24 protein-coding genes and 1 tRNA gene are annotated in these 26709 nt (G+C 41.0%); 10 read left to right on the top strand and 15 right to left on the bottom strand.

The annotated features are described in order from the left end of the window. Nucleotides 1-8 precede the first annotated feature (8 nt). The 7 genes from ACOQOA_RS18415 to ACOQOA_RS18385 form a co-directional block, all read right to left on the bottom strand. A complete protein-coding gene (locus ACOQOA_RS18415) occupies nucleotides 9-1721 on the bottom strand; it encodes a CpaF family protein (protein ID WP_420550055.1) in 1713 nt (570 codons plus the stop codon). After that, nucleotides 1718-3004: a hypothetical protein gene (locus tag ACOQOA_RS18410; RefSeq protein ID WP_420550054.1), complete on the bottom strand. Its 1287-nt coding sequence runs from the start codon at nucleotides 3002-3004 to the stop codon at nucleotides 1718-1720. Before ACOQOA_RS18410 ends, ACOQOA_RS18415 begins: the two co-directional genes overlap by 4 nt. Then, nucleotides 3004-3708: a CpaD family pilus assembly lipoprotein gene (locus tag ACOQOA_RS18405; protein WP_420550053.1), complete on the bottom strand. Its 705-nt coding sequence runs from the start codon at nucleotides 3706-3708 to the stop codon at nucleotides 3004-3006. Before ACOQOA_RS18405 ends, ACOQOA_RS18410 begins: the two co-directional genes overlap by 1 nt. A gap of 18 nt (nucleotides 3709-3726) precedes the next feature. Continuing rightward, nucleotides 3727-5100 (bottom strand): type II and III secretion system protein family protein, encoded by a 1374-nt coding sequence (locus ACOQOA_RS18400; RefSeq protein ID WP_420550052.1) that lies wholly within the window; start codon nucleotides 5098-5100, stop codon nucleotides 3727-3729. A 12-nt stretch (nucleotides 5101-5112) separates the two neighbouring features. Then, nucleotides 5113-6099, bottom strand: a complete 987-nt coding sequence (gene cpaB / locus ACOQOA_RS18395) for a Flp pilus assembly protein CpaB (protein ID WP_420550051.1) — start codon at nucleotides 6097-6099, stop codon at nucleotides 5113-5115. A 4-nt stretch (nucleotides 6100-6103) separates the two neighbouring features. Beyond that, the gene (locus ACOQOA_RS18390) at nucleotides 6104-6640 is read right to left on the bottom strand and encodes an A24 family peptidase (RefSeq protein ID WP_420550050.1); all 537 of its coding nucleotides are present in this window, start codon (nucleotides 6638-6640) and stop codon (nucleotides 6104-6106) included. 144 nt (nucleotides 6641-6784) lie between these two features. Further along, nucleotides 6785-6997 carry a Flp family type IVb pilin gene (locus ACOQOA_RS18385; protein WP_420550049.1) on the bottom strand — a complete coding sequence of 71 codons (213 nt, stop codon included), beginning with the start codon at nucleotides 6995-6997 and terminating at the stop codon, nucleotides 6785-6787. A gap of 289 nt (nucleotides 6998-7286) precedes the next feature. Between ACOQOA_RS18385 and ACOQOA_RS18380 the strand changes: the two genes are divergently transcribed. Beyond that, a complete protein-coding gene (locus tag ACOQOA_RS18380) occupies nucleotides 7287-8738 on the top strand; it encodes a pilus assembly protein TadG-related protein (RefSeq protein ID WP_420550048.1) in 1452 nt (483 codons plus the stop codon). Between the two features lie 50 nt (nucleotides 8739-8788). Here ACOQOA_RS18380 and ACOQOA_RS18375 read toward each other — a convergent pair whose 3' ends face one another. From ACOQOA_RS18375 to ACOQOA_RS18365, 3 genes are all read right to left on the bottom strand, one after another. After that, entirely contained in the window at nucleotides 8789-9382 is a 594-nt protein-coding gene (locus tag ACOQOA_RS18375) for a TadE/TadG family type IV pilus assembly protein (RefSeq protein ID WP_420550047.1), read from the bottom strand. Beyond that, nucleotides 9379-9906: a TadE/TadG family type IV pilus assembly protein gene (locus tag ACOQOA_RS18370; RefSeq protein WP_420550046.1), complete on the bottom strand. Its 528-nt coding sequence runs from the start codon at nucleotides 9904-9906 to the stop codon at nucleotides 9379-9381. The genes ACOQOA_RS18375 and ACOQOA_RS18370 overlap by 4 nt, the downstream gene beginning before the upstream one ends. Nucleotides 9907-10140: 234 nt before the next feature. After that, nucleotides 10141-10217 (bottom strand) — tRNA-Pro (locus tag ACOQOA_RS18365). 229 nt (nucleotides 10218-10446) lie between these two features. On the opposite strand from ACOQOA_RS18365, the gene ACOQOA_RS18360 reads away from it, so the two are divergent. Both ACOQOA_RS18360 and ACOQOA_RS18355 read left to right on the top strand, forming a co-directional pair. Next, nucleotides 10447-12432: an ATP-binding protein gene (locus ACOQOA_RS18360; RefSeq protein ID WP_420550045.1), complete on the top strand. Its 1986-nt coding sequence runs from the start codon at nucleotides 10447-10449 to the stop codon at nucleotides 12430-12432. 31 nt (nucleotides 12433-12463) lie between these two features. Next, a complete protein-coding gene (locus ACOQOA_RS18355; RefSeq protein WP_420550044.1) occupies nucleotides 12464-13348 on the top strand; it encodes a Dyp-type peroxidase in 885 nt (294 codons plus the stop codon). 40 nt (nucleotides 13349-13388) lie between these two features. Here ACOQOA_RS18355 and ACOQOA_RS18350 read toward each other — a convergent pair whose 3' ends face one another. The 5 genes from ACOQOA_RS18350 to ACOQOA_RS18330 form a co-directional block, all read right to left on the bottom strand. Continuing rightward, the gene (locus tag ACOQOA_RS18350; protein WP_420550043.1) at nucleotides 13389-14057 is read right to left on the bottom strand and encodes a hypothetical protein; all 669 of its coding nucleotides are present in this window, start codon (nucleotides 14055-14057) and stop codon (nucleotides 13389-13391) included. 96 nt (nucleotides 14058-14153) lie between these two features. Further along, nucleotides 14154-14615 carry a DUF192 domain-containing protein gene (locus ACOQOA_RS18345; RefSeq protein WP_420550042.1) on the bottom strand — a complete coding sequence of 154 codons (462 nt, stop codon included), beginning with the start codon at nucleotides 14613-14615 and terminating at the stop codon, nucleotides 14154-14156. Between the two features lies 1 nt (nucleotide 14616). Then, nucleotides 14617-16419, bottom strand: coding sequence for an ABCB family ABC transporter ATP-binding protein/permease (locus tag ACOQOA_RS18340; RefSeq protein WP_420550041.1), 1803 nt, complete (start codon nucleotides 16417-16419; stop codon nucleotides 14617-14619). Between the two features lie 123 nt (nucleotides 16420-16542). Continuing rightward, nucleotides 16543-17985 carry a sodium:proton antiporter gene (locus tag ACOQOA_RS18335; RefSeq protein ID WP_420550040.1) on the bottom strand — a complete coding sequence of 481 codons (1443 nt, stop codon included), beginning with the start codon at nucleotides 17983-17985 and terminating at the stop codon, nucleotides 16543-16545. 127 nt (nucleotides 17986-18112) lie between these two features. Continuing rightward, nucleotides 18113-18643 carry a Panacea domain-containing protein gene (locus tag ACOQOA_RS18330; protein ID WP_420550039.1) on the bottom strand — a complete coding sequence of 177 codons (531 nt, stop codon included), beginning with the start codon at nucleotides 18641-18643 and terminating at the stop codon, nucleotides 18113-18115. A gap of 190 nt (nucleotides 18644-18833) precedes the next feature. Here ACOQOA_RS18330 and ACOQOA_RS18325 point away from each other — a divergent pair, with 190 nt between their 5' ends. The 7 genes from ACOQOA_RS18325 to ACOQOA_RS18295 all read left to right on the top strand — a co-directional run bounded on the left by ACOQOA_RS18325 (nucleotide 18834) and on the right by ACOQOA_RS18295 (nucleotide 26706). Continuing rightward, nucleotides 18834-19493 carry a cupin domain-containing protein gene (locus ACOQOA_RS18325; RefSeq protein WP_420550038.1) on the top strand — a complete coding sequence of 220 codons (660 nt, stop codon included), beginning with the start codon at nucleotides 18834-18836 and terminating at the stop codon, nucleotides 19491-19493. 121 nt (nucleotides 19494-19614) lie between these two features. Then, nucleotides 19615-20436 (top strand): dienelactone hydrolase family protein, encoded by an 822-nt coding sequence (locus tag ACOQOA_RS18320; RefSeq protein WP_420550037.1) that lies wholly within the window; start codon nucleotides 19615-19617, stop codon nucleotides 20434-20436. A gap of 210 nt (nucleotides 20437-20646) precedes the next feature. Then, nucleotides 20647-21120: a (2Fe-2S)-binding protein gene (locus ACOQOA_RS18315; protein WP_420550036.1), complete on the top strand. Its 474-nt coding sequence runs from the start codon at nucleotides 20647-20649 to the stop codon at nucleotides 21118-21120. Between the two features lie 37 nt (nucleotides 21121-21157). Beyond that, nucleotides 21158-23530, top strand: coding sequence for a xanthine dehydrogenase family protein molybdopterin-binding subunit (locus ACOQOA_RS18310; RefSeq protein WP_420550035.1), 2373 nt, complete (start codon nucleotides 21158-21160; stop codon nucleotides 23528-23530). A gap of 12 nt (nucleotides 23531-23542) precedes the next feature. Beyond that, the gene (locus tag ACOQOA_RS18305) at nucleotides 23543-24334 is read left to right on the top strand and encodes an FAD binding domain-containing protein (RefSeq protein WP_420550034.1); all 792 of its coding nucleotides are present in this window, start codon (nucleotides 23543-23545) and stop codon (nucleotides 24332-24334) included. 122 nt (nucleotides 24335-24456) lie between these two features. Then, nucleotides 24457-25374: an AAA family ATPase gene (locus tag ACOQOA_RS18300; RefSeq protein ID WP_420550033.1), complete on the top strand. Its 918-nt coding sequence runs from the start codon at nucleotides 24457-24459 to the stop codon at nucleotides 25372-25374. 9 nt (nucleotides 25375-25383) lie between these two features. Then, complete coding sequence (locus ACOQOA_RS18295; RefSeq protein ID WP_420550032.1) at nucleotides 25384-26706, top strand: vWA domain-containing protein; 1323 nt, start codon at nucleotides 25384-25386, stop codon at nucleotides 26704-26706. Nucleotides 26707-26709 lie beyond the last annotated feature (3 nt).

The following is a 26709-nucleotide window of genomic DNA, read 5'->3' as shown; positions in this document are numbered from 1 at the left end:
TCGCCCCCCTAGGTTCCCATAGCCTGAATAAGAGCTTTGTCTAATCCGAAATATTCAGCTTGTGCCATAAAGGCTGGACGCAATCCCGTGGATTTATGTTCACCAGTTAACTTACCATCTGCACCTTCACCAGTGAATTCAAACTTAAACAGATCTTGCGTTGTGACAACGTCCCCTTCCATCCCAATAATCTCTGTCACTTGTGAAACACGTCTTACACCATCCCGCATACGAGATACTTGCACAACAAGATGAACAGCCCCCGCAATTTGCGCTCTCACCGCCTCATGAGGTAATTTCACTCCAGCCATTGCCACCATATTTTCCAATCGCACGACAGCTTCTCTCGGGTTATTTGCATGAATAGTTGCCATTGAACCATCATGCCCAGTATTCATAGCCTGCAAAAGATCTAGCGCCTCTCCGCTACGTATCTCTCCTAGGATGATACGATCAGGGCGCATACGTAGGGTATTCTTCATCAAATCACGCATCGTGATCTCACCTTGCCCTTCTAAATTTGGCGGTCTGGTTTCAAGGCGTATAACATGTGGCTGCTGCAATTGAAGCTCAGCAGCATCCTCAATCGTACAAATTCTCTCTCCCGCATCAATCATACGAGAAAGCGCATTTAACATTGTTGTTTTTCCTGACCCCGTCCCCCCCGAAATCAAAATATTTAACCGACTGCGTGAAGCAATTTTCAATACTGTTGCCATCGCATCTGAGATACTACTGCTTTGACGCATGGTATCTAAAGTAATCTTTTTTTCAGAAAATTTACGAATTGAAATACTAGGACCATCAATCGCAAGTGGCGGAATAATAATATTAACGCGAGATCCATCGGCTAGACGAGCATCACATAATGGTGTCGTCTCATCAACACGTCGTCCAACATGAGATACGATACGCTGAGCGACATTCATTACATGATTGTCATCTCTAAAAGTAACGTCAGAAAGTACTAACTTCCCCTCCTTTTCAATGTAAATCTGCTTGGCACCATTCACCATAATATCGGTTACAGCATCATCTGCTAGCAAAGGTTCCAACGGGCCCAAGCCAAGCATATCATTAATAAGTAAGGTGACTAATTGACGTTGTTCGAGAAGATTAATGTTTATTTCTTTATCTTGAAGAATATCTGCAAGAATATCATTAACTTGCACCGCCAATTCTTCCCTGGGAATAGTTAACGCTTTAGATAAATCCATTTGTTCTAAAAGAAGCGGTTGAACAATTTCTCGCGTTTCTGAAACAATAGCAGACTCACCTGTTTTGTTTTTTACATTCCTAGACTTAGTTTCATCTTCCGCCCATGATAATAGCATATTCAAAGCTGCGGTAATCAGATCGCGCTCAAGGTGCTGATCAATATTTTTATTATGCTGTAAAAGAACTTCGCCGAGATTACTTCCAACCATATGACTTAATTCTTGTCGAGGATGAGATAGAATACTTTCTGCGGTATTTCGTTTCTTCATTAAGATAAAAACTTCTTCAACAAGACGGTCTTCATCGGTTAAAATATCGCTATCAACTTGTACCTCAACCGCTTCGCGAATGCTCATATTAACTTCTTGTTGATCATTCACTTTTCTTTGTTGAGAACGATCTTTCAAATGTACAATTCGCTTATCCTTAAAACTCTCCTCAACGCGGCTCAGAATAGTTTTACTAACTTTAGGATTTTCTTTTTGACGCTTACCAAAACTCATGATTTTCTCCCCACTAATCTCTTCAATAGGGAATTTTGTTTTTTGACCTCTTCTTCTCCGAAGATCGCCTTGTTAAGCATCTCTAGTTCAAGTTTTATCTGCTTAGGAGCTTTTGCCTCACTAACTGCGATCCCCTTCTCTGTCGCCAAAGCAAAGGTATCAATACTAAAAGATAACGATGAAATAGGTTCTCGGCCTAAAGTTTGCGCAATATCTTTCATGCTCAACTCAGCATTTTTTGATTGCCCAGTTTTATTAAGCACCACATGTATTTCAGGCTTCTTGTCCAAGTTCTCAACCCAATTCAAAATACGAATTGCATCTCTTAGATTTGCTATATTCGGCTCAAGAACGACGACTAAATGATCCAGTTTCTCTGCGACGGATTTGAATTGAGGTAAGATATATCTAGGGCAATCTATAACGACTGTCTTAAATGCAGCTATCACCCTATCAAACAAGATATTTAAAGAGTCTTCGCTTAATTCTACAAAATGAGATGGATCATCTTCAGCTGCAAGTAATTGCATCCCGTTTTCCAGAGTAATTGTTGATCTCTCTAAAAACAGATCATCTATCCGCTCCGGACTGGATAAAGCATCAACTAAAGCATGCGTTGGCTGTATATCCGTAAAAAGTGCGGAACATCCGAAATGAATATCCAAATCAAGTAAAACAGTATGACGTTCAACTTTACTAGATTTTACTGGTTTCTTCTTTTTCCTTAAATCTTTTGGTAGAGCGCTGCGCGCAACCTCCAACGCCAGTGTCGTGGCCCCTGCTCCACCACGTGCACCAATAACAGCTATTGAAGTAGCCTTATTTTCTCCATCTCCCGATATAGATACAATGTTCTTTTCATTATGAGAAAAACAATCTTCGATATCGGATATAGCAAAAGGTTTTGGTATATAATCCACAACGCCTAATGCTTTGATCGCGTGATAGGTCTGAATGCGATTATCTTTACCAATTACAATTACTTTTGAACTTGCATCACATACATTGGATAATTGTTCAAGATAAGCAACGGGATCCGCAATATCATTTACATCAATCAATACAAACGGCGGCGTAGAAGATTGCGATAAAATCTCAACAGCTTGAATTTGATCTGCATCTATCACGCCATCAATAGACCAATCTCTTGATTTGAAAAATTCCGACAAAATTGTTCTGGCTTGCAAATCAGAAGACAAGGCAAGTGCAGGAAGTTTATTAAGCGTATCAGCCATATTATTTATTTTGGAATCTGAGTCTTCCTTAAACACAGTTAAAACCATTACTCATCTCCCGAACTGTTATCCAAAACATCGAACTGCTCAACAATCAGTGGCTCCGTCTCGCCAGCCCAATATTCGTAAACACCTGACGCAGCCTGTTCACCATCCATATATCCTGGATCACTACCATTTGCGACATGACTTGGATCCGCGACCATATGAGCTAGATTAGCAACATTGGAACAGCCAAGTGTTGCACGAGTTGTACTGGTTACAGTGGTGATATGAGCTGACATATTTCGTTCGCAGTTGGGAACCGATAATTGGTAGCGACGAACGACGACTTGAACAGGATTAACAACTTGTTCTTTCCCTAAATCATCATTCATCTCGTCTGACAACCCAAGCGTGCCAGATTGCATTGTCACGGTTAATTCCTGATTTTTAAGCCAATAAGATACCCATTGAGCAGCATTTTCACCTCGATAACTATTACTTGATTGCACGATTAACTGGTCGGAAGAGCGCAAACCTGACTTTTTCAGGAATAATGATAGTTTCCTCGCTTCTGTGTCTGACAAGCTACCGTCAGGTTGTGTCGAAGGGGCATAGATGTAATCAACAGGCTTTACCATGAGTTCGGCGTTGTTTGAACCAAACTTCCATCTCTCACCTGCAGGACGATTTGTACAACCAGTTACAAATAATGCTAATGAGCAAATAAACAGGAAGCCAAATATAAATCTTTGCATTTCAAAAATCATTTTCGTTCTCCTCTCTATTTAGTCAAACTGAAAACCAGCTATACGTGGACGTGGTGCTTTTTCTTCTTCCTCAAAACGGAAGATATTTGGGGATTCCGCGTTTTCAATTTCCTCAATGGTTTCAGCCACTTTTGGAACATAAAAACGATCTGTCGGTTTCACGAATGGATTGCCATCAACGGGTTCCACCAAATAAGGTGTAATCACAATCACCAGTTCACTTTCACTACGTTGAAACGTATCTGACTTAAAAAGCTGTCCCAAAATAGGTACATCTGCCAAACCCGGAGTACGGGCTAAATCATACGAAGAATCATTCTGGATTAATCCTGCAATTGCAAAGCTTTGACCACTTCCTAGCTCTACGGTTGTTTCCGCGCGGCGTGTGATCAATGATGGCACTTCGAAGTTTACTAGCGTTACAGCATTTTCGTTGGATAATTCACTTACTTCAGGCCGGACATGTAGGCTAATCCTGTTTTCATTTACTAAAACTGGTGTAAAAGCCAAGGAAACACCGAACTTCTTAAACATAATCACGACGCGATTGTCACCATCAGGTATTAAAATTGGAAATTCGCCACCAGCCAAGAAGCTTGCTGTTTCACCTGAAACCGCGGTTAAATTCGGTTCAGCAAGAAGCGTAATTAATCCTTCTTCGTCAAGAGCACTAATCAATCCGTTAACTGTAACATCACCGATTTCGCCGCCTATACCTAAGAAAGAAGGAGACAAATTACCAACAAGAGGATTAAGAGATCGACCTGCAATGGTTGCTGAACGTATTAATCCATCTGCAGTCCAGTCTATTCCCAGATGTTTTTGTATATCTCTAGACACTTCTGCAACTTGGACGCGCAAGTTAATTTGGCTAGGAGAACGCACGGACAATTGATTTAAAACAAGCTTTTCATCACCAATTGCAATCTCAGCCATCTTTTTAATCATAGCTGCATCCTTTGGCGACTTCACTAAACCACGCAATAAGACAGAACCACCTACAGCAGAAATATCTAAATCCAATTCAGGAAAAATAACATTAACTTGATGCCTTAAACCCTCTAAGTCCGGTTTAACTTTTACATTAAGGCTGGCAAGAATATCGTTATTTTTACCCACGGCAAATAATGTCGTATTACCGGGTTTACGCGCAGACAAATATACAAGCTGTGGTGAACGAACCATTACTTCTGCAATATCCGCATTAGCAATGAATACAGTATCAGCCACTTGTGGCAGTTTGATTAAACTACCAGAATTTTGATCAAGAACGATAGTTTTCTGGGAAGGAGAGATAACTTGTACATCTTGTGCAACAGAAATGGATGTAAAAGACATCATTAAACTCAATACCACAAAGATACGCGGGAAAATTATTCTTAGCATTATCATTTTCTTTCCTCCCTAATCGTCCGTTTTATTTCCACGTAATACAACAACACCTTCTGTTTTTTTGGGCGAATTGCGTGAACCAATGATCATGGACATATCCCGTCCATTAATTGTAAAAATTTCCGTATCAAGGGTGTAATTTCTTTCTGGTGTCACATTGCTTTCCGTGACTGTTTGCACATATGACGTTTTCATTGCGGTTTGATCTGCCTTTTCCTCAGGTAAGGTTTGAGCAATATCACCATCATTTATCGCAAGGCTACGTAATGCCAGCGACACTTGTCCCATCTCACGTGCTATAGACATTTCACGCGCTTGTTCTTCAGTGACTTCAATCGTCGCAGTATCACCATCCATTCCATTATCGTCTTCTGAAACTGATAAACTTTGATCAATTGACAAAACGCGTACATCTTCAAGCATAGTCGTACTAACAAAACGCGTAATTTTATCGCCACGAATATCAGTTCCTTTTAAACGAAGGGCAAGTAACACATCTACACGATCACCTGGGAAAACTAACCCTGAAACGCCTGCGCCTTTCTTGATAGAAACAGAAACGGCTTTCATACCGGGATCCAGAACAGCTGCTAGAAAACCCCTATCCCCAGGAAAAACAACTTGTCCTTGTTGAATTGGTTGACCTTTTAAAATAGGCGATCTTACAACGCCACCACTGAAACTATTGATTGCCTCTTCAGTAACCAGATCATTTTCTGCATCAACTTCATCTAGCGTCACATAACGCTCATTATTGGCTGCTTCGGGCCAAGGTTGCCATTCCAGATCTTCCGGGCGAACAAATTGTCCAGACTGCATATCCATCTTAGGAACTAAAGCCACCAGTGATGCTTTTTCTTCGACAACCACCGTTTCAATTTGTTCTCTTTGGATCGCGGCCTTCTGACGTTGTTTTTCTATAAAATTAAAAGCGCTATAACCTGTTGCACTGGCACTACCTACCGCAAGAGCAAGCATTAAAATAGTACGAATATTCATTTTATTATCCTCCTATACCGCTAAGAGGTTTTTGAGCTACATTGACAATCTGAATAATTGAAACGACGAGTGCACCGGCTGATATCGCCACGCCGTATGGTACCTTTACATTCAATGTAACTTCTTCAATTTTTTTAAGATGTAAGTATCCCAGAACGAAAGAAACGTCATAGCGACGACGCATCATTTGGATCAGTCCCATAAAGCCGCCAACCATCCCCATTGTAAGAAGTAAGACTGGAAGCATTTCAATGCCGGCCCATAAAGAAACACCAGCTAAAAACTTTGCGTCGCCTGCACCGAAAATATTAAATGCAAACAAGATAAATCCAACCACAAGCACGGCGACTGACGCTACGATATGATACATAGCCTGATCCCAACTAAGGCATACAAGAGCCATAGGGACAAACAACGCAAAGATTAATGCGATTATTTTATTGGGTAGTTTAAAGAATCTTGCATCATTAGCTGCAGCAAAAAGGCAAAGCCCAACGAATTGTGCAATACATAAATAGAAGAATAACGAGGGAAAAGTCATTTTCCGGGTCCTTACTGATTATATAAAACGTGGCTCGTTCAAATAAAAACGGATCGAGTTTGGCGCCTCGACCCGTTTTAACTTTTTGCTTTTCCAATAGCTGGAGAAAGCCCCCTCCAAGTGACGAGCCTAAATAACTAGAACTTAACCGCCATCACCACCGTCGCCACCATCACCGCCACCAACAGCATCAGATAGTTCTGTTTCTACGGATGAGAACATGGTGCTTAATGCTTCCCCCATATCACCTAGAGCGACAATCGCCGCAACTGATACCAAAGCAGCGATCAAACCATATTCAATAGCTGTCGCACCATCTTCGTCTTTAACGAATTTGATGATTGTGCTTTTCAACATTTTAAATCTCCTCGATTGGTTGGACCTCGTGGGTCTTGATGAGGATAAGATGAGTCAAAACGACTCTAAGGTCAAAAGTTAAATAACCAAATTATCTATTTGTTTTTTAAAAGTAAAATTTAATATTTTTACATTAATTAATCTGTTAATATGCATACATATTTTCATAAAATTTTATCTTTAATTAATGCCACTTTTCGCCAGAAACAAAGATTAGAATTAAATGTAAATCCATGAGACAACTAACTCGCCCTTTAGATAGTCTCAGGGAAATTAAGGACCATATTTTATGAAAAGCATTTCGAAATACATGTTTTCTTTAATAAGACGCTTCAAACGAAATCAATCAGGATCGATTATTTCCCTGATTGCAATCGCCATCGTTCCAATGATTACAATCGTGGCATTAGGTGTCGATATTTCAAGGGCATATATGGTTAAATCTCGTCTATCGTCGGCCTTAGATGCTGCTTCTTTGGCTGGCGGACGTGCCTTTTACTTAGATCATCGTGATGATGATATACATATGTTATTTGATGCAAATTTTCCCTCTGGATATCTGGACGCCACTCTAAGTAATTTAACAATTGATGTAGATTTGGACGAAGAAACAATTTACCTTTTTCGCACTGCAACTATCAAAACCACGTTTCTGCAGCTAATCGACATTGATGAATTAACAGTTTCTGCAGAAGCTGAAATACATCGACGTAAAACAGCTTTGGATCTTGTTCTTGCAATTGATATGTCCGGCTCTATGACCTATGGCGCACCAGGTGGCGGTACCCGTATTGAAGCGGCACGTGCGGCATCACATGTCCTATTAGATACGTTATTTGGCAGTGATGCTACAAAGGAATATCTAACAATTGGTCTTGTTCCATGGAATAGTAAGGTAAATGTGCAAATTGACGGAACCACGTATGATTCAGATTTAAATTATTCAACACCCGTTCCAAGTTTTGACAACCCGCTTACGGGCGTTACACAGTCCGAAGTCTTTTTCGCTGATAATTCCCCCGTTCCCTTTCTGCATGAACCTGATCCTGATTGGCAGGGATGTGTTTATGCCCGCTATCTTGATGATGCTAACGATAATAATGACGCCGATATATATGATGGTCTAACAACATTAACTGATGGTGAATGGCGTGCATGGGAGCCTATCGGACCTGAAGGTGAACCAGTATCAGGAGGTACATGCACGGGATCCGTGAATGGTAGTGAATGCATTCCATGCTTATCCCATGGTATCACTCCTCTTCAGAATACCAAATCTGTCATTGAAGATGCCGTTGATGATCTCATATATCCTACCGGCGCCACAAATATTGCCGGCGGATTAGGATGGGCATGGCGCACATTAACACCTCCGACACCCTTTACAGAAGCATTAGAAGATCCTGCGGTAGAGCGTACTCGTGCAATCGTGTTACTTACTGATGGGGCACAAGTCGGCGGTAATGGTGATGCATATAAAGGTGTATTGGGCATTGGGAGTAGCGCCAGAGCAAACATGGATGCGCGCCTGCGTGATTTAGCAACTGAAATCAAATCTTCAGGCGTAGTCATCTATACGATTCAATTTGCATACAATAACAGCAGCTTACAATCCCTAATGAAAGATGTCGCAAGTGGCCCAGACAGCCCTTATTATCACTATGCACCTGATCGCGATAGTTTAGAAACCATATTTCTTGAAGTTGCTAATCATGTATCAGAATTACGCCTTTCCAAGTAAGGAAAGGCTCTTTCGATTTTATAGTTTATACGAAAATTTGAAGTTTTGAATTAATCATCAGTAACTGTATATTGCGCACCATATCGCGGACGATAAATCGCATTCTTATATAATACTGAATTGGGAACAAGATCGCTTAAAAAGGTCGCTTCAAAGTCATGTGCTACTTCCGCAGTGATAATTCCTTCGCCACTACGCATCACAAAGTCTGCAGGTAAATCTGCTGTCTCCCCTGTCGTACCATATCTACTCCCAGATGGAGCTGTTGAGGACGAACCGTAACTTCGCTGCCAGACAATTTCTGGTGCATCATTACCAGTTTTAATAATCGAAGATAGAATTACAGTCGTATTCAGATCGATTTCAAAAGGACGCATCACTTCATCAGTGATTTCGAAGATATCGGCAATCACAGTTTCTGATATTGTTTCTTCCCTTGCAGCAAGATCAGCAATTGTTGTACTAGCGCGTTCTAACTTTTGATTCAAAAGGATATAACGGGTAATTTCCACGCCTGACAATAACAATGAAACCATGATTGGGAGTGCCACCGCCATTTCTACGGCTGCTAACCCAGAATCATTTCTTAAAAATTTCTTACATGTCCCTACTCTTGAAGAGATTTTAAAACGTGACCAAATCATTCGATTAAATCCCATGGCTCATTTCGAACAGCAACAGATGCAGAGAGAGGGAGTTTTCCTTCCTCTGATCCCAAAATACTCTTCATGTAACCTGCAATAATAGGCCAGTCATAACTTATTCGATATAAGACAACGTCACCTGCTCCGCCTGGTCCTGTAGTTCCGAGATCTGCATCCCACGCACCATTATCGTTTTCATCTGTGAATGTCTCTCCAAGATCATATTGGCCATTTCCATCACCATCGATATAGGCTTCTCCTTCCCCAATTTGCCCAAAGCTGTCATAAGTTAAGACATCAATCCTAGCTGTATCCATATCAACAAGGCCGATAGTCTTATCTTCGATGATCTGAACAATAGATTCTAATCGTGCATCAGCATCTGCTTCCTGACCTGTAATGCCATAACGCGAAGCATCACGAAGAGCTCCTTCCATCAAGCTTTGGGTAAACATCACAAGTCCTACCTCAATAGTTCCAAACATCAAAACCAACAAGAATGGAAGAACCAACGCAAATTCCACTGAGAAAACTCCCTTTTCCTCAGTCTTGAATTTTTTAAATGTTTTAAGAATATAAAAATGCATAAATAAATTCCTTAATAGAGGAAGATTATCATGCGTAAGATTCCTCGACGAATCTTAGTTTCTAATAAAAAATGTCGATAGAATTATATAAAATTGTATCTAATGAATGATTCTAATACTAAAAATACACCCAAACGAAAAACGGGATATCTAATAGATATCCCGTTTAATTGGTCGGAGCACAAGGATTCGAACCTTGGACCCCCTGGTCCCAAACCAGGTGCGCTACCAGACTGCGCCATACTCCGGTTAAGTCGTTTAAGGGAGTGTTGAACTCTCTTGAGGCGCTATAAACACCAAGATTCAGATGAAGTCAAACCCCTTTCTTCACTTTTTTTCAAAAAAATAAATTCATTCATAAAAGTATCTTATTTCTCTCTTTTTTTATAATTTTTGAATAAGTTTTCTTATATCCTCAAATATTCATATATGATAATTGTGAATCAGCAGGCTCTAGAATCTCGGAATTATTTTTTGATGAATGAATCGAAAGCACAAAAAAAACAAAGTTTCCTTTCGACCTTCATCGGTCATATTAACTTATTGCCGTTTACGATCGCACTCGTGTTAAGCAGTCTTTTGTTATATTCTTGGCAAATCATCAAAGATGAAGATGACAAGCGGCTTCTTACAGAAATCAATGGCCATTTACAGCATTTTTCAACGCAAATTAAATCCCATTTTGAATCTAGATTTTCTCTCGCTTATTTTCTACAGCAAAAATGGGAGAATAATGAATTTTCTTCGCAATCCTCTTTTGAGGTAGAGGCATTACGTCTCCACAACCTATATCCGGACTTCCAAGCTATTAATTGGTTGGATAATGACCTGATCATTAAATGGGTGGTACCATTGAAAGGCAACGAAGGTGCTTTAAACTTGAATATAGGAGAACTGGAATTCCCAAGCATTGCTGTGCGTAAAGCATTGTCAGAAGATAAGCTTATTACCACCCCTCCCCTTAATCTCGCACAAGGTGGAAAAGGATTTGTTGGGTATCTACCTATTACAATAAATGGCGAAAATCACGGTTTTCTAAACATTGTATTTAAAGCTGAACCTGCTGTAGAAGCTGCAGTTTCTGAAAGCTTTGAAGATCACTTTATATTAAATATATACGATGGAGAAAAACACGTTATTCCTCATACTCAGGGAATATCAAACTCTAAATTCACCCTAACCCAAAAAATTAATGTTGGGTCACGTGAATGGAGATTAGAAGTAAGCCCAACGGGCGTATCGAGCAATGCATTAAGAGAATATCTTGCTTATTTCTATCTTATTTTCGGTTTATTTTTCATATGTATCGTATCCTTACTCATTCGCATTTTGATGCAGAGGCAACTCTCATTACAAGAACAAGAAAAAAGGTTTAAAGATCTAGCAGTCATTAGTTCAGATTGGTTTTGGGAACTAGATTCAGATTTAAAATTTTCTTATGTTTCGCCCAAATATACTGAAGTAACAGGCGATACAATTGAGGACAAGATAGGAATGTATCGATGGGAAGTCGGAAATAGAAATTCCGAAGATACTGAATGGACACAGCATTTAGATGACATGAATAATAGGCGCATCTTCAAAAATTTTGAATATGCGATGACTTTGAAAAATGGCGAAACCAAACATTACAGATTATCTGGACTTCCTCTGTTTGATCTCAACGGAAACTTTATTGGATATCGTGGAAGTGGAACAGACATTACAAATATTAAGAAATCGGAGCTGGAAAGACAGAAAGCATTACGAGATGTAGAACAAGCTAGCCTCTCCAAGTCACGATTTCTAGCAACCATGAGCCATGAGTTACGCACCCCTCTCAATGCTATTCTTGGTTTCAGCGAAATGATTAAAGAGCAGTTATTAGGAAAAATCACCCCACCGAAATACGGTGAGTATGCTGCAAGTATTCACCAAAGCGGCGAACATCTATTATCTCTTATTAATGATATTCTAGATATTTCGGCGATTGAAGAAGGCAAGTTTAGCTTTAATCCCGAAGAGTTTAATATTATTGAATTAACAGAAAATTGCATAAAAACACTTGCTCCCCTGGCGAATAAAAAGAAGGTTTCTATTGATTTTCAGCATGAAGCACATGTGGCATCTCTGTCTGCCGATAAACGTGCATTAACTCAAATTATTCTCAATCTTCTAAATAATGCGATAAAATTCAATAATGAGTATGGGCAAATTTTTATTCATATGAAACAGGATATTCCCTCTGCATCTCTATTTTTCACCATTAGAGATACCGGAAAAGGGATACAGCAATCCGACTTACCTAATATCATGAACCCTTTTGAGCGAGGCCATCAAACTGCACTCACAACGCAAGAAGGTACAGGTTTAGGATTAACTATCGTAAAATCGCTTGTAGACCTTCATCAAGGTTATATATCTATTGAAAGCGAAATAGATAAAGGCACAGTTATCACTGTTAAACTTCCCTTAAAACAATAAATCTAATAACAACCTATAAACGAGAAAAATAATGACTTCAGGATCCGCTCAAACCTCAGTCCTTGCTCCAGTTCCCCAACATGCACGTATTATCGAATTTATACTCAATCCAAATATCTCAACATCTCAGCTACTGGAAGTGCTGGAAAGCATAGCTTATTCCGAAAAGATATTAATTGGCTTCGGGCCGGATATTATTGAATTATTCGAAAAAAAAATCGAAGGTTTTCACGCTTTTCAAAGCTATCAGGGAATAGGCTGCACTATCCCAGAAACTCAAGCCTCTCTAGCAGTTCGTATAGAAAATGATGATTGTGGTAAAATTGCAAAAGATGCGCGTGAATTGACAGCAACCCTATCAAGTTTTTTTTCAATAGCGCGAACCCAAAATACCTTTATGTATTTGGATGGGCATGACCTTACAGGATACGAAGACGGGACCGAGAATCCAAAAGGCGATGACGCAGAGAAAGCCGCGTTAATTTCAAGTACGGATATAGGCTTAAATGCTTCAAGTATTTTTACGGTTCAACGATGGGATCACGATATTTCCGCATTTCAAAAACATCCGCAAGAGCAACAAGACCACATTATTGGGCGCCGCCTCAGTGATAATGAAGAACTTGATGATGCACCACGATTTGCACATGTGAAAAGGACAGCACAAGAAAGTTTTGAACCTGAAGCCTTTATTTTACGCCGTAGCATGCCTTGGTCAGATGATAAAGGTGAAGGCTTGGTTTTTATGTGTTTCAGCGCCAACCTCTATGCTTTCGAAGCACAGTTAAAACGAATGATTGGCCTTGAGGATAATATAGTTGATGGGCTTTTTAAGTTTTCAACGCCATCAACTGGCGCACATTATTGGTGTCCACCTATAAAGGACAACCAACTAAATTTGAATTTCCTAAAGTAAATAAAACCTCGCTAGTCATCTAGCGAGGTTTTCAAACACTTTATCCGATAATCTCAAAGGATCTTAACGATTCAGCACGCCAATCAGCAAGCATCTCAAGCATGGTTTCATCATTTGTGTTAAAGTCTGCACAATTATATCCCAATTCATCAAGTGATATAAAATAGACCGCTTCTAAACGTCTCGCCCCCTCGGGGGTATTATTTTCAATAAACCGACGAACAAACAAATCCGTTTTTGGTACATCATCAGTTAAGGCATATGTATCTAAGTTTTGAATTGCGTCACCAAACAACGCCTGTTCATCATCAGATAGATCGCGGCTTTTTGTAATGCATGTATCATATCCGGTTACGCGTTTACGACCTTGCGTAATAACAGCGCCTGCTGGCGGTGATTGTTCTGCATCAATTTCGGCATAAGATAATTGCATATACCGATTTTTCATATCTTCCATTCTGCCTCTATAAATCCAGATTTCCTCACCTTTTTCTTCAAAGTCCTCGTGATCTACAAATTCAAATTCATAAGATATGTTTACATTCACATAAACAGGCGAATATTTCTCAATAGAATTAAATTGGTCAATCGTATTGCCAGTTTCTACAGGTCGGTCCAACTCCGGATGAAAAAAAGCGCAGGCGGTCATTGATGTTGCCGCGATCGTGTAAAGCGCAATTTTTCCTGCATACTCAAAATATGATTTCATCCGGTTTTCCATTCAATTAAAGATGCCAATCCTATATCTATATTAGGTCTGCCTAAGATATATAAAATTGTATCTATATGATTTGTTCCCTATTAATCAAGGGCGATTCGTAAAAATTTCATAGTCCACGTAATCACCAACTTTTATTTTTTTTGCTTTTGCTTGTCCACCCGCAAGTTCTATCACTGCTCTAACAGGCTCCCCTGCCGAAATTGCTGTTAAATCACCAGGTATCGCACGATGATGAATATAAGCAATTTTTCCATCACTTCTTACAAATAACATATCAAGTGGGATGAGCGTGTTTTTCATCCACATGGCTGCTTCGTATGGGAAACCATAATCGAATAACATTCCCTTACCATCAGCCAGCTCAGTACGATACATCAACCCCTGTTTACGTTGTTCATAATCAGATGCAATTTCCATTTCAAAAGAAACTGCACCGTTTTTTGTATTAATAATAACAGTATCTTTTTCAAAGATTACTTCATCAGCAAATGATGAACTAATCATGAATATACTTACTAATAAAACAAATGCACTTTTTTGGAACACGTTACCCACCAGATGCTGCTTCTTGTTGTCTTGCCCACATTTCAGCATAGATTCCATCAAGCGCCAATAAATCTTCATGCTTACCTTTTTCAGCAATTTCACCAGCTTTTAAAACAATAATTTCATCTGCATCAACTACTGTCGAAAGCCTATGTGCAATAACTAGTGTCGTGCGCCCTTCACTCACCTGACGTAAACTTTTCTGAATTTCACGTTCTGTCGCTGTATCCAACGCTGATGTCGCTTCATCAAATAGTAAAATATCAGGCGCTTTCAAAATTGTACGTGCAATTGCCACACGTTGTTTTTCACCACCTGAAAGCTTTAGTCCACGTTCGCCAACCATACTGTCATATCCGTCAGGTAACGCTTCTATAAAGTCGTGAATACGGGCGAGTTTCGCAGCTTCTTTTACTTCCTCAATTGTTGCATCAGGACGGCCATAGCGGATGTTATATAAAACCGTATCATTAAACAAAACGGTATCCTGTGGAACGATACCAATCGCACCACGTAAGGTAGATTGTTGAACATCTTTAATATCTTGCCCATCAATCTGGATATGGCCACTTTGAGAATCATAAAATCTGTACATCAATCGACTAATAGTAGATTTTCCAGCTCCACTAGGACCAACAATTGCTAGAGTTTTACCTGCCCCAATATCAAAAGACACATTCTTTAAAATCGGGCGCCTTGCATCATACCCAAAAGAAACATCCTTGAAGCTTAAACATCCTGAAGATATCGCCAAAGGCTTTGCATTTGGTGCATCTGCAATTTCCTGAGACACATCCATCAATGTAAACATATCTTCCATATCTGTTAGAGATTGGCGAATTTGACGATATACAAAACCAAGGAAATTAAGTGGTAAATACAATTGGATCAGATAGGTATTCACGAGAACAAAATCCCCGACAGTCATATCACCATTTTCGACGCCATAACCAGCCATGGCCATCAAGGCCACAAGACCAATAGCAATGATAGCCCCCTGCCCGATATTCACAGCAGATAGACTGGTTACTGATCGAACAGCAGCTTTTTCATAACCTTGCATTGCCAAATCATAACGTGCTGCTTCATGCGCCTCGTTTCCAAAGTATTTTACGGTTTCATAGTTGATCAAGCTATCAATCGCTTTGGTGTTGGCTTCTGTATCCTTGTCATTCATCTGACGGCGATATTTTAAACGCCATTCAGTCACCCACATCGTAAAAGCAATATAGGAAACAATTGTCACGAAAGTTACGAGCGCAAAGTAAAAATCAAATAGCCCCCACAAAATACCACAAACCAGAAATATTTCGACAAGGGTCGGTAAGATATTGAATAAGGTGAAGTTCAAAAGAAACTCAATTCCCTTTACACCACGTTCAATGATACGACTTAAACCACCTGTCTGTCTTTCCAAATGAAACCTTAAAGAAAGCCCATGAAGATGCTTAAAAATCGTCAAAGCAACTTGACGAATTGCTCGTTGAGACACTTTTGCAAAAAATGCTTCTCGTAACTCTTGAAATACAACAGTCATCAAACGCGCAAGGCCATATCCCAACAGCAAATAAATTGGTACTGTCACCAAAGCGTGTTCGGTAACCGTCAAAGCATCAACAGCTTTGCCATAAAATATTGGTACGATTACATTGGCTGCTTTTGCACCCATCAAACAAATCAACGCCATTACGACACGAAGTCGAATATCCCCTGCATTTTTTGGCCATAAATACGGTAATAAGGCCTTTAATGTATTCCATTGGCGTCGCCCTTTGCCCATGCCTTCTGCTGCAATCTGATCCATGATCCCATCTCATTTTTATTCTGAAGTTTGTTATAGTTAAGAATTAATCCTCAAAAAGCAATGAGGCGGAAGAAAAACTTTCTACCGCCTCGCTATATTCAAAACATTTTATACTTATATGTCTTAGAAAAACACAAAAGTCACTAGGACGAAGCATGGAATGAGAATAATAAAGGACCATCCCATATACCCAAAGAAGCTTGGCATTGCCACACCGCGCTCTTCAGCAATAGAACGAACCATAAAGTTTGGTGCATTACCGATATAGGTATTAGCCCCCATAAACACAGCGCCAACCGAAATCGCCAATAATGTATTGGTTAAAGGCCCCATCAATTCGACAGGATCACCGCCAGCTGTATTAAAGAAAACCAGATAAGTTGGTGCATTATCCAGGAAGCTGGAAAGAATACCAGTCAACCAGAAATACATCACATTTACCGGCTCACCACTGTCACTTGTTACTGCATTGATGACAAATCCAAGCGCCCCGTCACTGCCCGCTTTCAAAATAGCAATTGCAGGCACAATAGTGATAAAGATACCAATAAATAGTTTAGCAACCTCTTGAATTGGGAACCAAGAAAAACCATTCGCAATGCGGCTATGAATGTCTGTAAATTTCCACGAAATTGCAGCCAGCGACAGCAGAATAACATCTCTTACAACATTCTGTAACTCGACATGGGTATGATAAATCTCAAATGATATGCCCGGTTTCCAGAACCCGCTTAACAAGACAGCCCCAACCACACCAGCTAGGAAGATGATATTTTGCCCACCTTCAATTTTAATGCCATCAGGTTCATCCGAATGTAATTCATCTACAGAAGGCAGATCACCTTCCTTTTTATAGTAATAACTATCCAATAGGAAAAAGACGGCTAACAATATTGTGGACACAAATAACATCGGTAAAAACATTTCCTGCGTCGCCCAAAAGAAGCTAACCCCTTTTAAGAAACCAAGAAATAATGGAGGATCGCCAAGTGGCGTCAATGAACCGCCAATATTTGCAACTAAGAAAATAAAGAAAACAACTACATGAACCCTATGTGTGCGCCATTCATTTGCGCGCAACAATGGGCGGATCAAAAGCATAGCCGCCCCGGTTGTTCCCATCCAGCTGGCAATCAACGTGCCAAAAGCCAGAATGGCTGTATTCACAAGCGGTGTTCCACGCAGCTTGCCACGTAATCGCACACCGCCAGCAACGGTAAACAATGAAAACAACAGGATTATAAATGGAATATATTCTAAAAGAACAACATGTAATATTTCATATAAGGTAACTTGGTAACCAAAGAATATTAGAAACGGTATGATCAGAGTAGCTGCCCAACCTAATGCTATTTTACCAAAATTATGATGCCAAAAATCCCCTGCTACCAAAGGAAAAACAGCAATCGATAGCAACATGCCTGCAAATGGAATAACCCAATATAGGTTTAATTGAGAACCATCCAGTTTGTAACTAGCCGGACCGCCTGCAGCAAAGGCAAGGTCATTGATTCCGACAACTAATATCGCTGTTAGAAGTCCAAGGCGTAACATTCCGCGCAACATGAAAACTCCCTCAATCAAATTTCAAGTTTTATTTTGAAATGATCATAGGGATAAGAATTGAACTTCACAAAAACTATTTTCTTAAAATTATCAAATGAAAGTTAAAGAGCACATAAATATCAGGATATTATTTACGGTTGGTCGGTTTAGCAGCCGCTTTTGCACCGGGCAACCACTTAGCCAGTTTACGACCATCTGGCGCAGTCACAGTTTTTTCTAATTTCTTCTGATCTTGACCAGTAAAGAAACGGGCAATCACTCGATGTGGGATTTCTTCATTCACACCACGTTTTATGGCCTCTCTGTATATCTTATGATTTTGAATTTGTTCATTCAGATATTCAGTATTGTGATGACAATATTTACGCCAGATGTTTGACAGAAAATGCTCAACTTCTGGCGGCAAAGGCGGCCTATCTCCCTTAGGTGCACCTAGTTCTAACATTCGATAAACATTTGGTTCGATCGGGCCTGTGTCATCCACAATGAAGGTAGCCGGCATTAATTTCCGACCATGATGCATCGCGGCGTATGATCCGTAGGCAATGTAAAGAATGCGCTGCAGTTTTTGCGGTTGCAGATACATATCTTCTTTTCGTGCTTGTTCAGCAAACCAAAGAGCAACATCAATTGCAGAAAATATAATAGAACTGGTCATCTATATTCCACGAAAGTATGATTTAAGGGTACCATTACTTAAGAATAAAGTAACAAGTAAACCAAAGCAAATATTGTACCACTTAAATAAGATATTATCACTTTACTCACGAATTTGTCATATATGTTATTCCTTGAATATTTCCCATTCAACCCAATATGCGGTAAAGTTGTGAAACGGAGTATAAGATATGCAAATCAATCACGATTTAACTCAACGTGTCGTTTTAAACACTGATGAAATAGAATGGGTAAAAACACGCATGAATGGCGTTGAGAGACGTATGTTAGACCGTGACGGCGCAGAATCCGGCCGTGCAACCAGTATCGTAAAATTTGCCCCAGACAGTTACTTTGAAGAACATGGTCATCCAGGCGGAGAGGAATTTTTAGTTCTGGAAGGTGTTTTTTCTGATGAAACCGGTGATTACGGCCCCGGCATGTATATCAGAAACCCTATTGGATCCAAACATAAGCCCTATACAAAAGATGGATGTACCATTTTAGTAAAATTATGGCAGATGGAAGAAGAAGACCAAGATTGGGTCAAAAAGGATACAAAGAAGTCAGAATGGTTACCAGGCTTAGTTTCTGGCTTACAGGTTATGCCGCTACATAATTACAAAACTGAAAATGTGGCTTTGGTTAAATGGGATGCAGGCACTGTTTTTAATCCTCATAAACATTGGGGTGGCGAAGAAATATATGTGCTGGACGGTACATTTGAAGACGAACATGGAAGCTATCCCAAAGGAACTTGGATACGCAGTCCTGATGGTAGTTCTCACCATCCCTTCACAAAAGAAGGTTGTACAATTTTTGTAAAAACAGGTCACTTGATACAAAATTAGTCTCACGAATATTTCATTCGACACTGAATATGCCTGTTTTACAATTCGATCTAATATTCTTGTGATCTCGTATAGTGATTCAAGATTAAACTTAGAACGCATCTATGAACAGGAGACTCAAATGTGTGATATTATGAGCTGCAATCAAGACAGCGACCTACCCCCAATTGAAATTACTGATGATCAACGACGCACCTTCTTAAAAGGTATGGCAGCGTTACCAATTGCAACAGTTTTGTTCCATCCAGAACTTGCATCGGCCCAAGCATCTATGCTGGACGAAGTGATCATTAAAAATGGTATGGGTAAAGAAGTTAAAGCAACAATTGCCATGCCCGAAAAACTTCCAGCCCCAACAGTGATCCTTATTCATGAATGGTGGGGATTAAATGACAATATCAAAGCAATGGCAGCCGAATATGCAAAACACGGCTTCATTGCTTTGGCCGTTGATCTTTACGACGGTGGTGTAGGCACTAAACGGGAAGAAGCTTTGGCGTTGATGAAATCAGTTAAACAGGCAGAAGCAGAAGATACGCTTAAGAGCTGGGCAGAATTCTTGCGTAATCATAAAGATTCGACAGGCAAAGTTGCGACACTTGGCTGGTGTTTTGGTGGAGCTTGGTCCTTAAATGCCTCTATTGTGGCCGATGTTGATGCAACTGTGATTTATTATGGTCGCTTAGGGCGTAGCGTAGAAGATCTTAAAAAACTCAAGGCGCCTGTACTTGGTCATTTTGGTACTTTAGATAAATCAATCGATGCAAAAATGGTAGGTGAGTTTGAAGCCCGAATGGATGAAGCAGGAAAATCTGACCTATTGGAAGTCCATTGGTATACGGCCAATCACGCTTTTGCCAATCCTACAGGCAGCAGGTATGACGCTGATGATGCAGAATTATCCCTGCACCGCACATTAGCATTTTTGCATAAAAACCTATAGTTTCTATACCTATTTTCGATGTCGCGTCGTGATTGTGCGGCGCGACATATTTTATTTGAATAACAAATTAACTTTTCTCTTCTTGACCTGAAATTCATTCCGCCGCAAACTGTAAAAAATAAAACAAAAAACTGCCTCAGAGCGACATTTTATTTCAAGTGAAATTTTAATCTGAGGGATTGGATCTCAAACAGGAGGAGCGTGAAGCACATGGTCAAAATCTCCATGACTGTGAATGGCAAAGCCGTTGAGGGGGAAGTTTCTCCTCGTACACTACTTGTCGAATTTATTCGTGAACATCTCAAACTAACTGGCACCCATGTTGGATGTGACACCAGCCAATGTGGTGCCTGTGTTGTGCATGTAGATGGCGATTCAGCAAAAAGCTGCACCATGTTAGCCGTCCAGGCTGATGGATCAAGCATCACCACAATCGAAGGTCTTGCAAATGGTGAAGATATGCATCCAATGCAAGCAGCTTTCAAAGAAAACCATGGATTACAATGTGGTTTTTGTACGCCAGGCATGGTGATGAGTGCAATTGATCTTGCCAATAAAAATGCCAATCTCACAGAAGAATTGGTACGCGAAGGCCTAGAAGGCAACATTTGCCGCTGCACTGGTTACCACAATATCGTGAAATCTGTGCTGGACGGCGCGAACGCAATGAAAGCAGCTGAATAAGCCGCCTATTCTTAACATTCGATTATGGGAGCAAACCATGAGTGATACAGGAATCGGCGCTGCAGTTCGCCGGAAAGAAGATTTTAGATTTCTAACTGGACAAGGAAATTACACAGACGATATCAATCGTCCTAATCAAACCTATGGGTATATTGTCCGAAGCCCCTATGCACATGCAAAAATCAATTCGATAGATACATCATCTGTCAAAGAAGCAGATGGTGTAGTTGCCGTCTTTACAGGTGAGGATATGCAAGTGGGTTCCATCCCATGTGGTTGGGGTGTGAATAATAAGGACGGCAGTCCTATGAATGAACCATTCCACCCTGCCCTTGCCCAAGGTAAAGTTCGCCATGTTGGCGATCAAGTTGCGATTGTGATTGCAGAAACATATGCCCAGGCTAAAGATGCAGCCGAGTTATTGGAAGTTGAGTATGAAGAACTACCAGCATCCATAAACATGGAAAATGCTGTAAATGGCGGTCCAGCTGTACATGATGATGTACCAAGTAACCTTTGCTACGACTGGGAATTAGGTGACGAAGCAGAAGTAAATGCTGTTTTTGATAAAGCGCATCATATCACTAGTCTTGATATCGTGAATAATCGGCTTGTTGCAAACCCGATGGAGCCGCGTGCAGCTATCGGTGAATATGATACAGCAACAGGTGAATATACATTATTTACAACCTCACAAAACCCACATGTGATCCGTCTACTCATGGGGGCATTTGTATTACAAATCCCTGAACATAAATTGCGCGTTGTGGCACCTGATGTTGGCGGCGGCTTTGGTACGAAGATTTATCACTATGCCGAAGAAGCGATCGTGACATGGGCAGCAGGTCAGATAAAACGCCCGATTAAATGGACATGTGAACGCGCAGATGCCTTTGTTTCTGATGCACATGGTCGTGATAACTTGACCCATTGTGAATTGGCGCTAGATGCGGATGGTAAGTTCATCGGATTGCGCGTTTATACAAAAGCCAATATGGGGGCGTATCTGTCTACCTTCTCCACCTGTGTTCCAACATATCTGCATTCCACGTTGTTGGCAGGTGTTTACACAACACCTGTGATCTACAGTAATGTAAAAGCTGTATTTACCAATACGGTGCCTGTTGATGCCTATCGTGGCGCTGGTCGTCCAGAAGCAACATATCTGTTAGAACGATTGGTTGATCGTGCTGCACGTGAAATGGGTATCCCACAAGACGAAATTCGTCGTAAGAATTTCATTCCAACGGACGCCTTTCCATATCAAACACCGGTAGCATTGCAATATGATAGCGGTAACTATTTTGCGACACTTGAAGGTGCGCAAAAAATGGCTGATGTGGATGGTTTTGCGGCTCGTAAAGCAGAGGCAGCAAACCGTGGTAAGTTACGCGGCCTAGGTTATTCCACTTATGTTGAAGCATGCGGTATCGCGCCTAGTGCTGTGGTTGGTTCTCTTGGTGCACGTGCGGGTTTATTTGAATCTGCTAATATTCGTGTACATCCAACAGGTTCAGTTACTGTTTACACAGGTTCACATAGTCACGGTCAAGGTCATGAAACGACATTTGCACAATTGGTATCTGATACACTTGGCATTCCAATTGAAAATGTAGATATCAGTCATGGTGACACTAACAAAGTTGCATTTGGAATGGGCACTTATGGGTCTCGGTCACTCGCCGTTGGTGGCGAAGCCATGATGAAGGCCCTAAATAAAGTTGTTGATAAAGCAAAGAAAATTGCTGCTCACGTTCTTGAAGCGGATGCAGGCGACATTGAATTTGCCGATGGTAAATTCACTGTTGCAGGTACTGATAAAGAAATGGCTTTTGGCGATGTCGCACTCACAGCTTATGTGCCGCATAATTTCCCACATGATGAATTAGAACCAGGGCTTGAGGAACAAGCTTTCTACGACCCTAACAACTTCACCTTCCCTGGCGGTTGTCATATCTGTGAAGTGGAAATTGATCCGGAAACAGGCGTTACGGAAATTGTATCCATGTCTGCGATGGATGATGTTGGGCGCGTTATTAATCCAATGATCGTGGAAGGCCAAATTCAAGGCGGTCTTGCGCAAGGTATTGGACAAGCCTTACTTGAAGGCGCTGTCTATGACGAAGATAGCGGTCAGCTTTTAAATGGTTCCTATATGGACTACACCATGCCACGTGCGGATGACTTACCTAGCTTTAAGGTAGGAACATCTGAAACGCTTTGTGCCCATAACAGCCTTGGCGTAAAAGGATGTGGTGAGGTCGGCGCCATTGGTTCTCCTCCATCCGTTATCAATGCCATTGTTGATGCACTGTGGGATTTAGGAGTCACCGATATTTCCATGCCTGCGACACCACAGAAAGTGTGGCAGGCAATCCAAGATGCTAAAATGGCTCAAGCCGCAGAATAAGGAGATTTGATCATGTATGAATTTAATTATGACAAAGCTAGTTCCGCTGCGGATGCAGCAAGCAAATTAGCAGCAAGTGACGATGGTAAAGTTCTAGCCGGTGGGCAAACATTAATCCCCACAATGAAACAACGCTTAGCAGCCCCCGAAGATGTGATTGATCTGGCGAGTGCCGGGTTATCCGGCATTGCTGTTGATGGTGATATCGTTGTAATTGGCGCCATGACCACGCATGCCACAGTTGCGAGTAGTTCAGATGTTCAATCTGTGATTCCTGCTCTTGCAGAATTGGCAGGGAATATAGGTGATAACCAAGTGAGAACCCGTGGTACAATTGGCGGGTCGATCGCAAATAACGATCCTGCCGCTGATTATCCTGCAGCTTGCATGGGGTTAGGTGCAACGATCATCACGACTAAGCGTGAATTATCTGCAGAAGAATTCTTTACAGGCTTGTTTGAGACCGCTTTGGATGAAGACGAAATCATCACGGCAGTAAAATTCCCTAAAGTAGATAGCGCTAACTATCAAAAATTCCCAAACCCTGCGTCTCGTTATGCTTTAGCAGGTGTCTTTGTGGCCAAAACGGGGAACGATGTGCGTGTCGCAGTAACTGGTGCTGGAAATGATGGCGTCTTTCGTGCTCATAAGCTGGAAGAAGCTTTATCAGCTGATTTTTCAGCGGATGCTGTTGATGTTTCTCCAATGCCAGAAGATGCGATGATCGAAGATTTACATGCTTCTGCGGCTTATCGAAAAAACCTGATTGGTGTGATGGCTAAACGTGCCGTGCAAGCTTGTTAGCCATTATTGTATCTAATTCATTAAGGGCGCCTGAAATTTCGGGCGCCTTTTAGTTTTGCATATAGCCGAAGCCATCAAAACTTATTATTCTGTGAATAAGAAAACTATATTTTGGGGGAACCATGTCACACTCTATGCCATCATCCGTTGTTGAGACGTTAAGTCTTATGGAACAAGGAAATTATGTGGCTGATCGTTCTTTAACGAATGCTCTCTTCCTTGCATTGAAACTTGGGCGCCCTCTTTTCCTTGAAGGTGAAGCGGGTGTGGGTAAAACAGAAATAGCTAAAGTGTTAAGCCAATGTCTCGGGCGTAAATTAATTCGCTTACAATGTTATGAAGGGCTAGATGTGAGTTCCGCGGTCTATGAATGGAATTATGCGCGTCAAATGGTTGAAATTCGTATGAGTGAAGCCTCTCAGGAAATGAATAAGAAGCAACTACAATCAAATTTATTTTCTGACCAATTCCTTATAAAACGCCCTATTCTTCAAGCTTTGGAAGAACAAGAAGCAGGTCCGCCTATTTTACTCATAGACGAATTGGATCGTACAGATGAACCTTTTGAAGCTTTCTTGTTGGAAGTGCTTTCTGACTTTCAAGTAACCGTGCCCGAAATTGGCACAATTAAAGCTAAGGAACCGCCCATTGTAATCATTACATCTAACAGAACGCGTGAAATTCATGATGCAATTAAACGTCGTTGTTTTTATCACTGGGTAGATTACCCAAGCGCAGAACGCGAACTAGATATCTTAAAACGCAAAGCGCCCGATGCGCCAGAACAACTATCTGAACAAATTGTTGGTTTTATCAATAAACTTCGCAACCTTGACTTATTTAAGCTTCCCGGAGTGGCGGAAACCATAGATTGGGCTCATGCTCTCACTCAACTGGATCGCATGGCTTTGGATCCGGATACGATCAACGATACACTTGGTACAATTTTGAAATATCAAGATGACATTCAACGGATTCAGGGAACAGAAGCGTCCCGACTTCTTGAAGAAGTAAAAGCTGACATGATGAAAGCGAGCTAGATTTCGCCGATGTCTGATACAACGCCTAAAAACCTCCAACTTGCCGAAGATAAGACGGCAGCCAACTTACCTGCAGCAAATTTATTTATGCATCAGGCTGATGGCGGACGTATGGCGGATAACATTATGCATTTTGCACGTGTCTTACGTAAAGCAGGACTGCCAGTAGGACCGGGGAAAACCCTAGATGCAATCGAAGCAATATGTGCGGTAGGTTTAGGGACGCGTGAAGACTTCTATTGGACCTTACATGCAGTCTTTGTACATAGGCGTGATCAAAGAGAAATATTCGATCAAGCTTTCCATGTCTTTTGGCGAAATCCAAATTTTCTTGAAAAAATGATGCAGATGATGCTGCCTAGTTTCAAAACCGATGACATGGTTCAGGAAAACCTTCGCGATAATATGTCGCCACGAGTTGCAGAAGCAATGAAAGGTGAGAAGCCCCCTCCGATTTTGCCAGATTTGGATGATATGGGTGAAGAAGTGCAATTAGATGCTTCCATGACTTTTTCCCGACAGGAAGTATTGTCGACTAAAGATTTTGAAAAGATGACCAATGCAGAGCTTGCTGAAGCCAAACAGGTCATGTCTCAATTAACGCTTCCTATTGGCGAAGTTATGACACGCCGTTACAAGCGTAGTCACTTGAACAAAAAAGTGGATATGCGATCGACGTTGCGTGCGTCCTCTCGTCGCGGTGGTGATATGATTTGGCTTCGCCACAAGACACCACGCACTTTGCCGCCGCCATTGGTCGTGCTTTGTGATATTTCGGGATCTATGGAAAAATACTCACGAATGTTTCTACATTTCCTACATAGTTTAACCAATGATCGAGACAGAGTGCACAGTTTCTTATTTGGAACTCAACTGAATAATATCACCCGACATCTGCGTTATAAGGATCCAGATGAGGCTATTGCCAAAATTGGGGAAAATGTGAAGGACTGGTCAGGAGGCACCCGCATAGGTCAAAGCCTTCACGAATTTAATAAGTTTTGGGGACGTCGCGTCTTAGGACAAGGTGCTTGGGTCTTGTTAATCACGGATGGACTAGATCGCCAAGGTGCGGAAGGTGTTGAAACCGAAATAGAGCGATTACATAAATCTTGTCGACGATTGGTATGGCTAAATCCATTACTTCGATACAATGAATATGCGCCAAAGACCAAGGGTGCACAGGCTCTTATTAAACATGTTGACGATTTCCGCCCAATTCATAATTTAGAAAGCTTATCACAACTTGCAAAAGCACTTGCTGATGACCATGTAATGGATCACAAAGCAATGGTTCAATGGCGTCAAAAAGCATTAAGCGAACAGGATTAGAAA

It is taken from the genome of Curvivirga sp., from assembly GCF_965219885.1.
Lineage (GTDB): Bacteria > Pseudomonadota > Alphaproteobacteria > UBA8366 > Aestuariispiraceae > Curvivirga.
The sequence above is the reverse complement of the archived record's forward strand: the minus strand, read 5'-3'. Positions and strand labels throughout refer to the sequence as shown.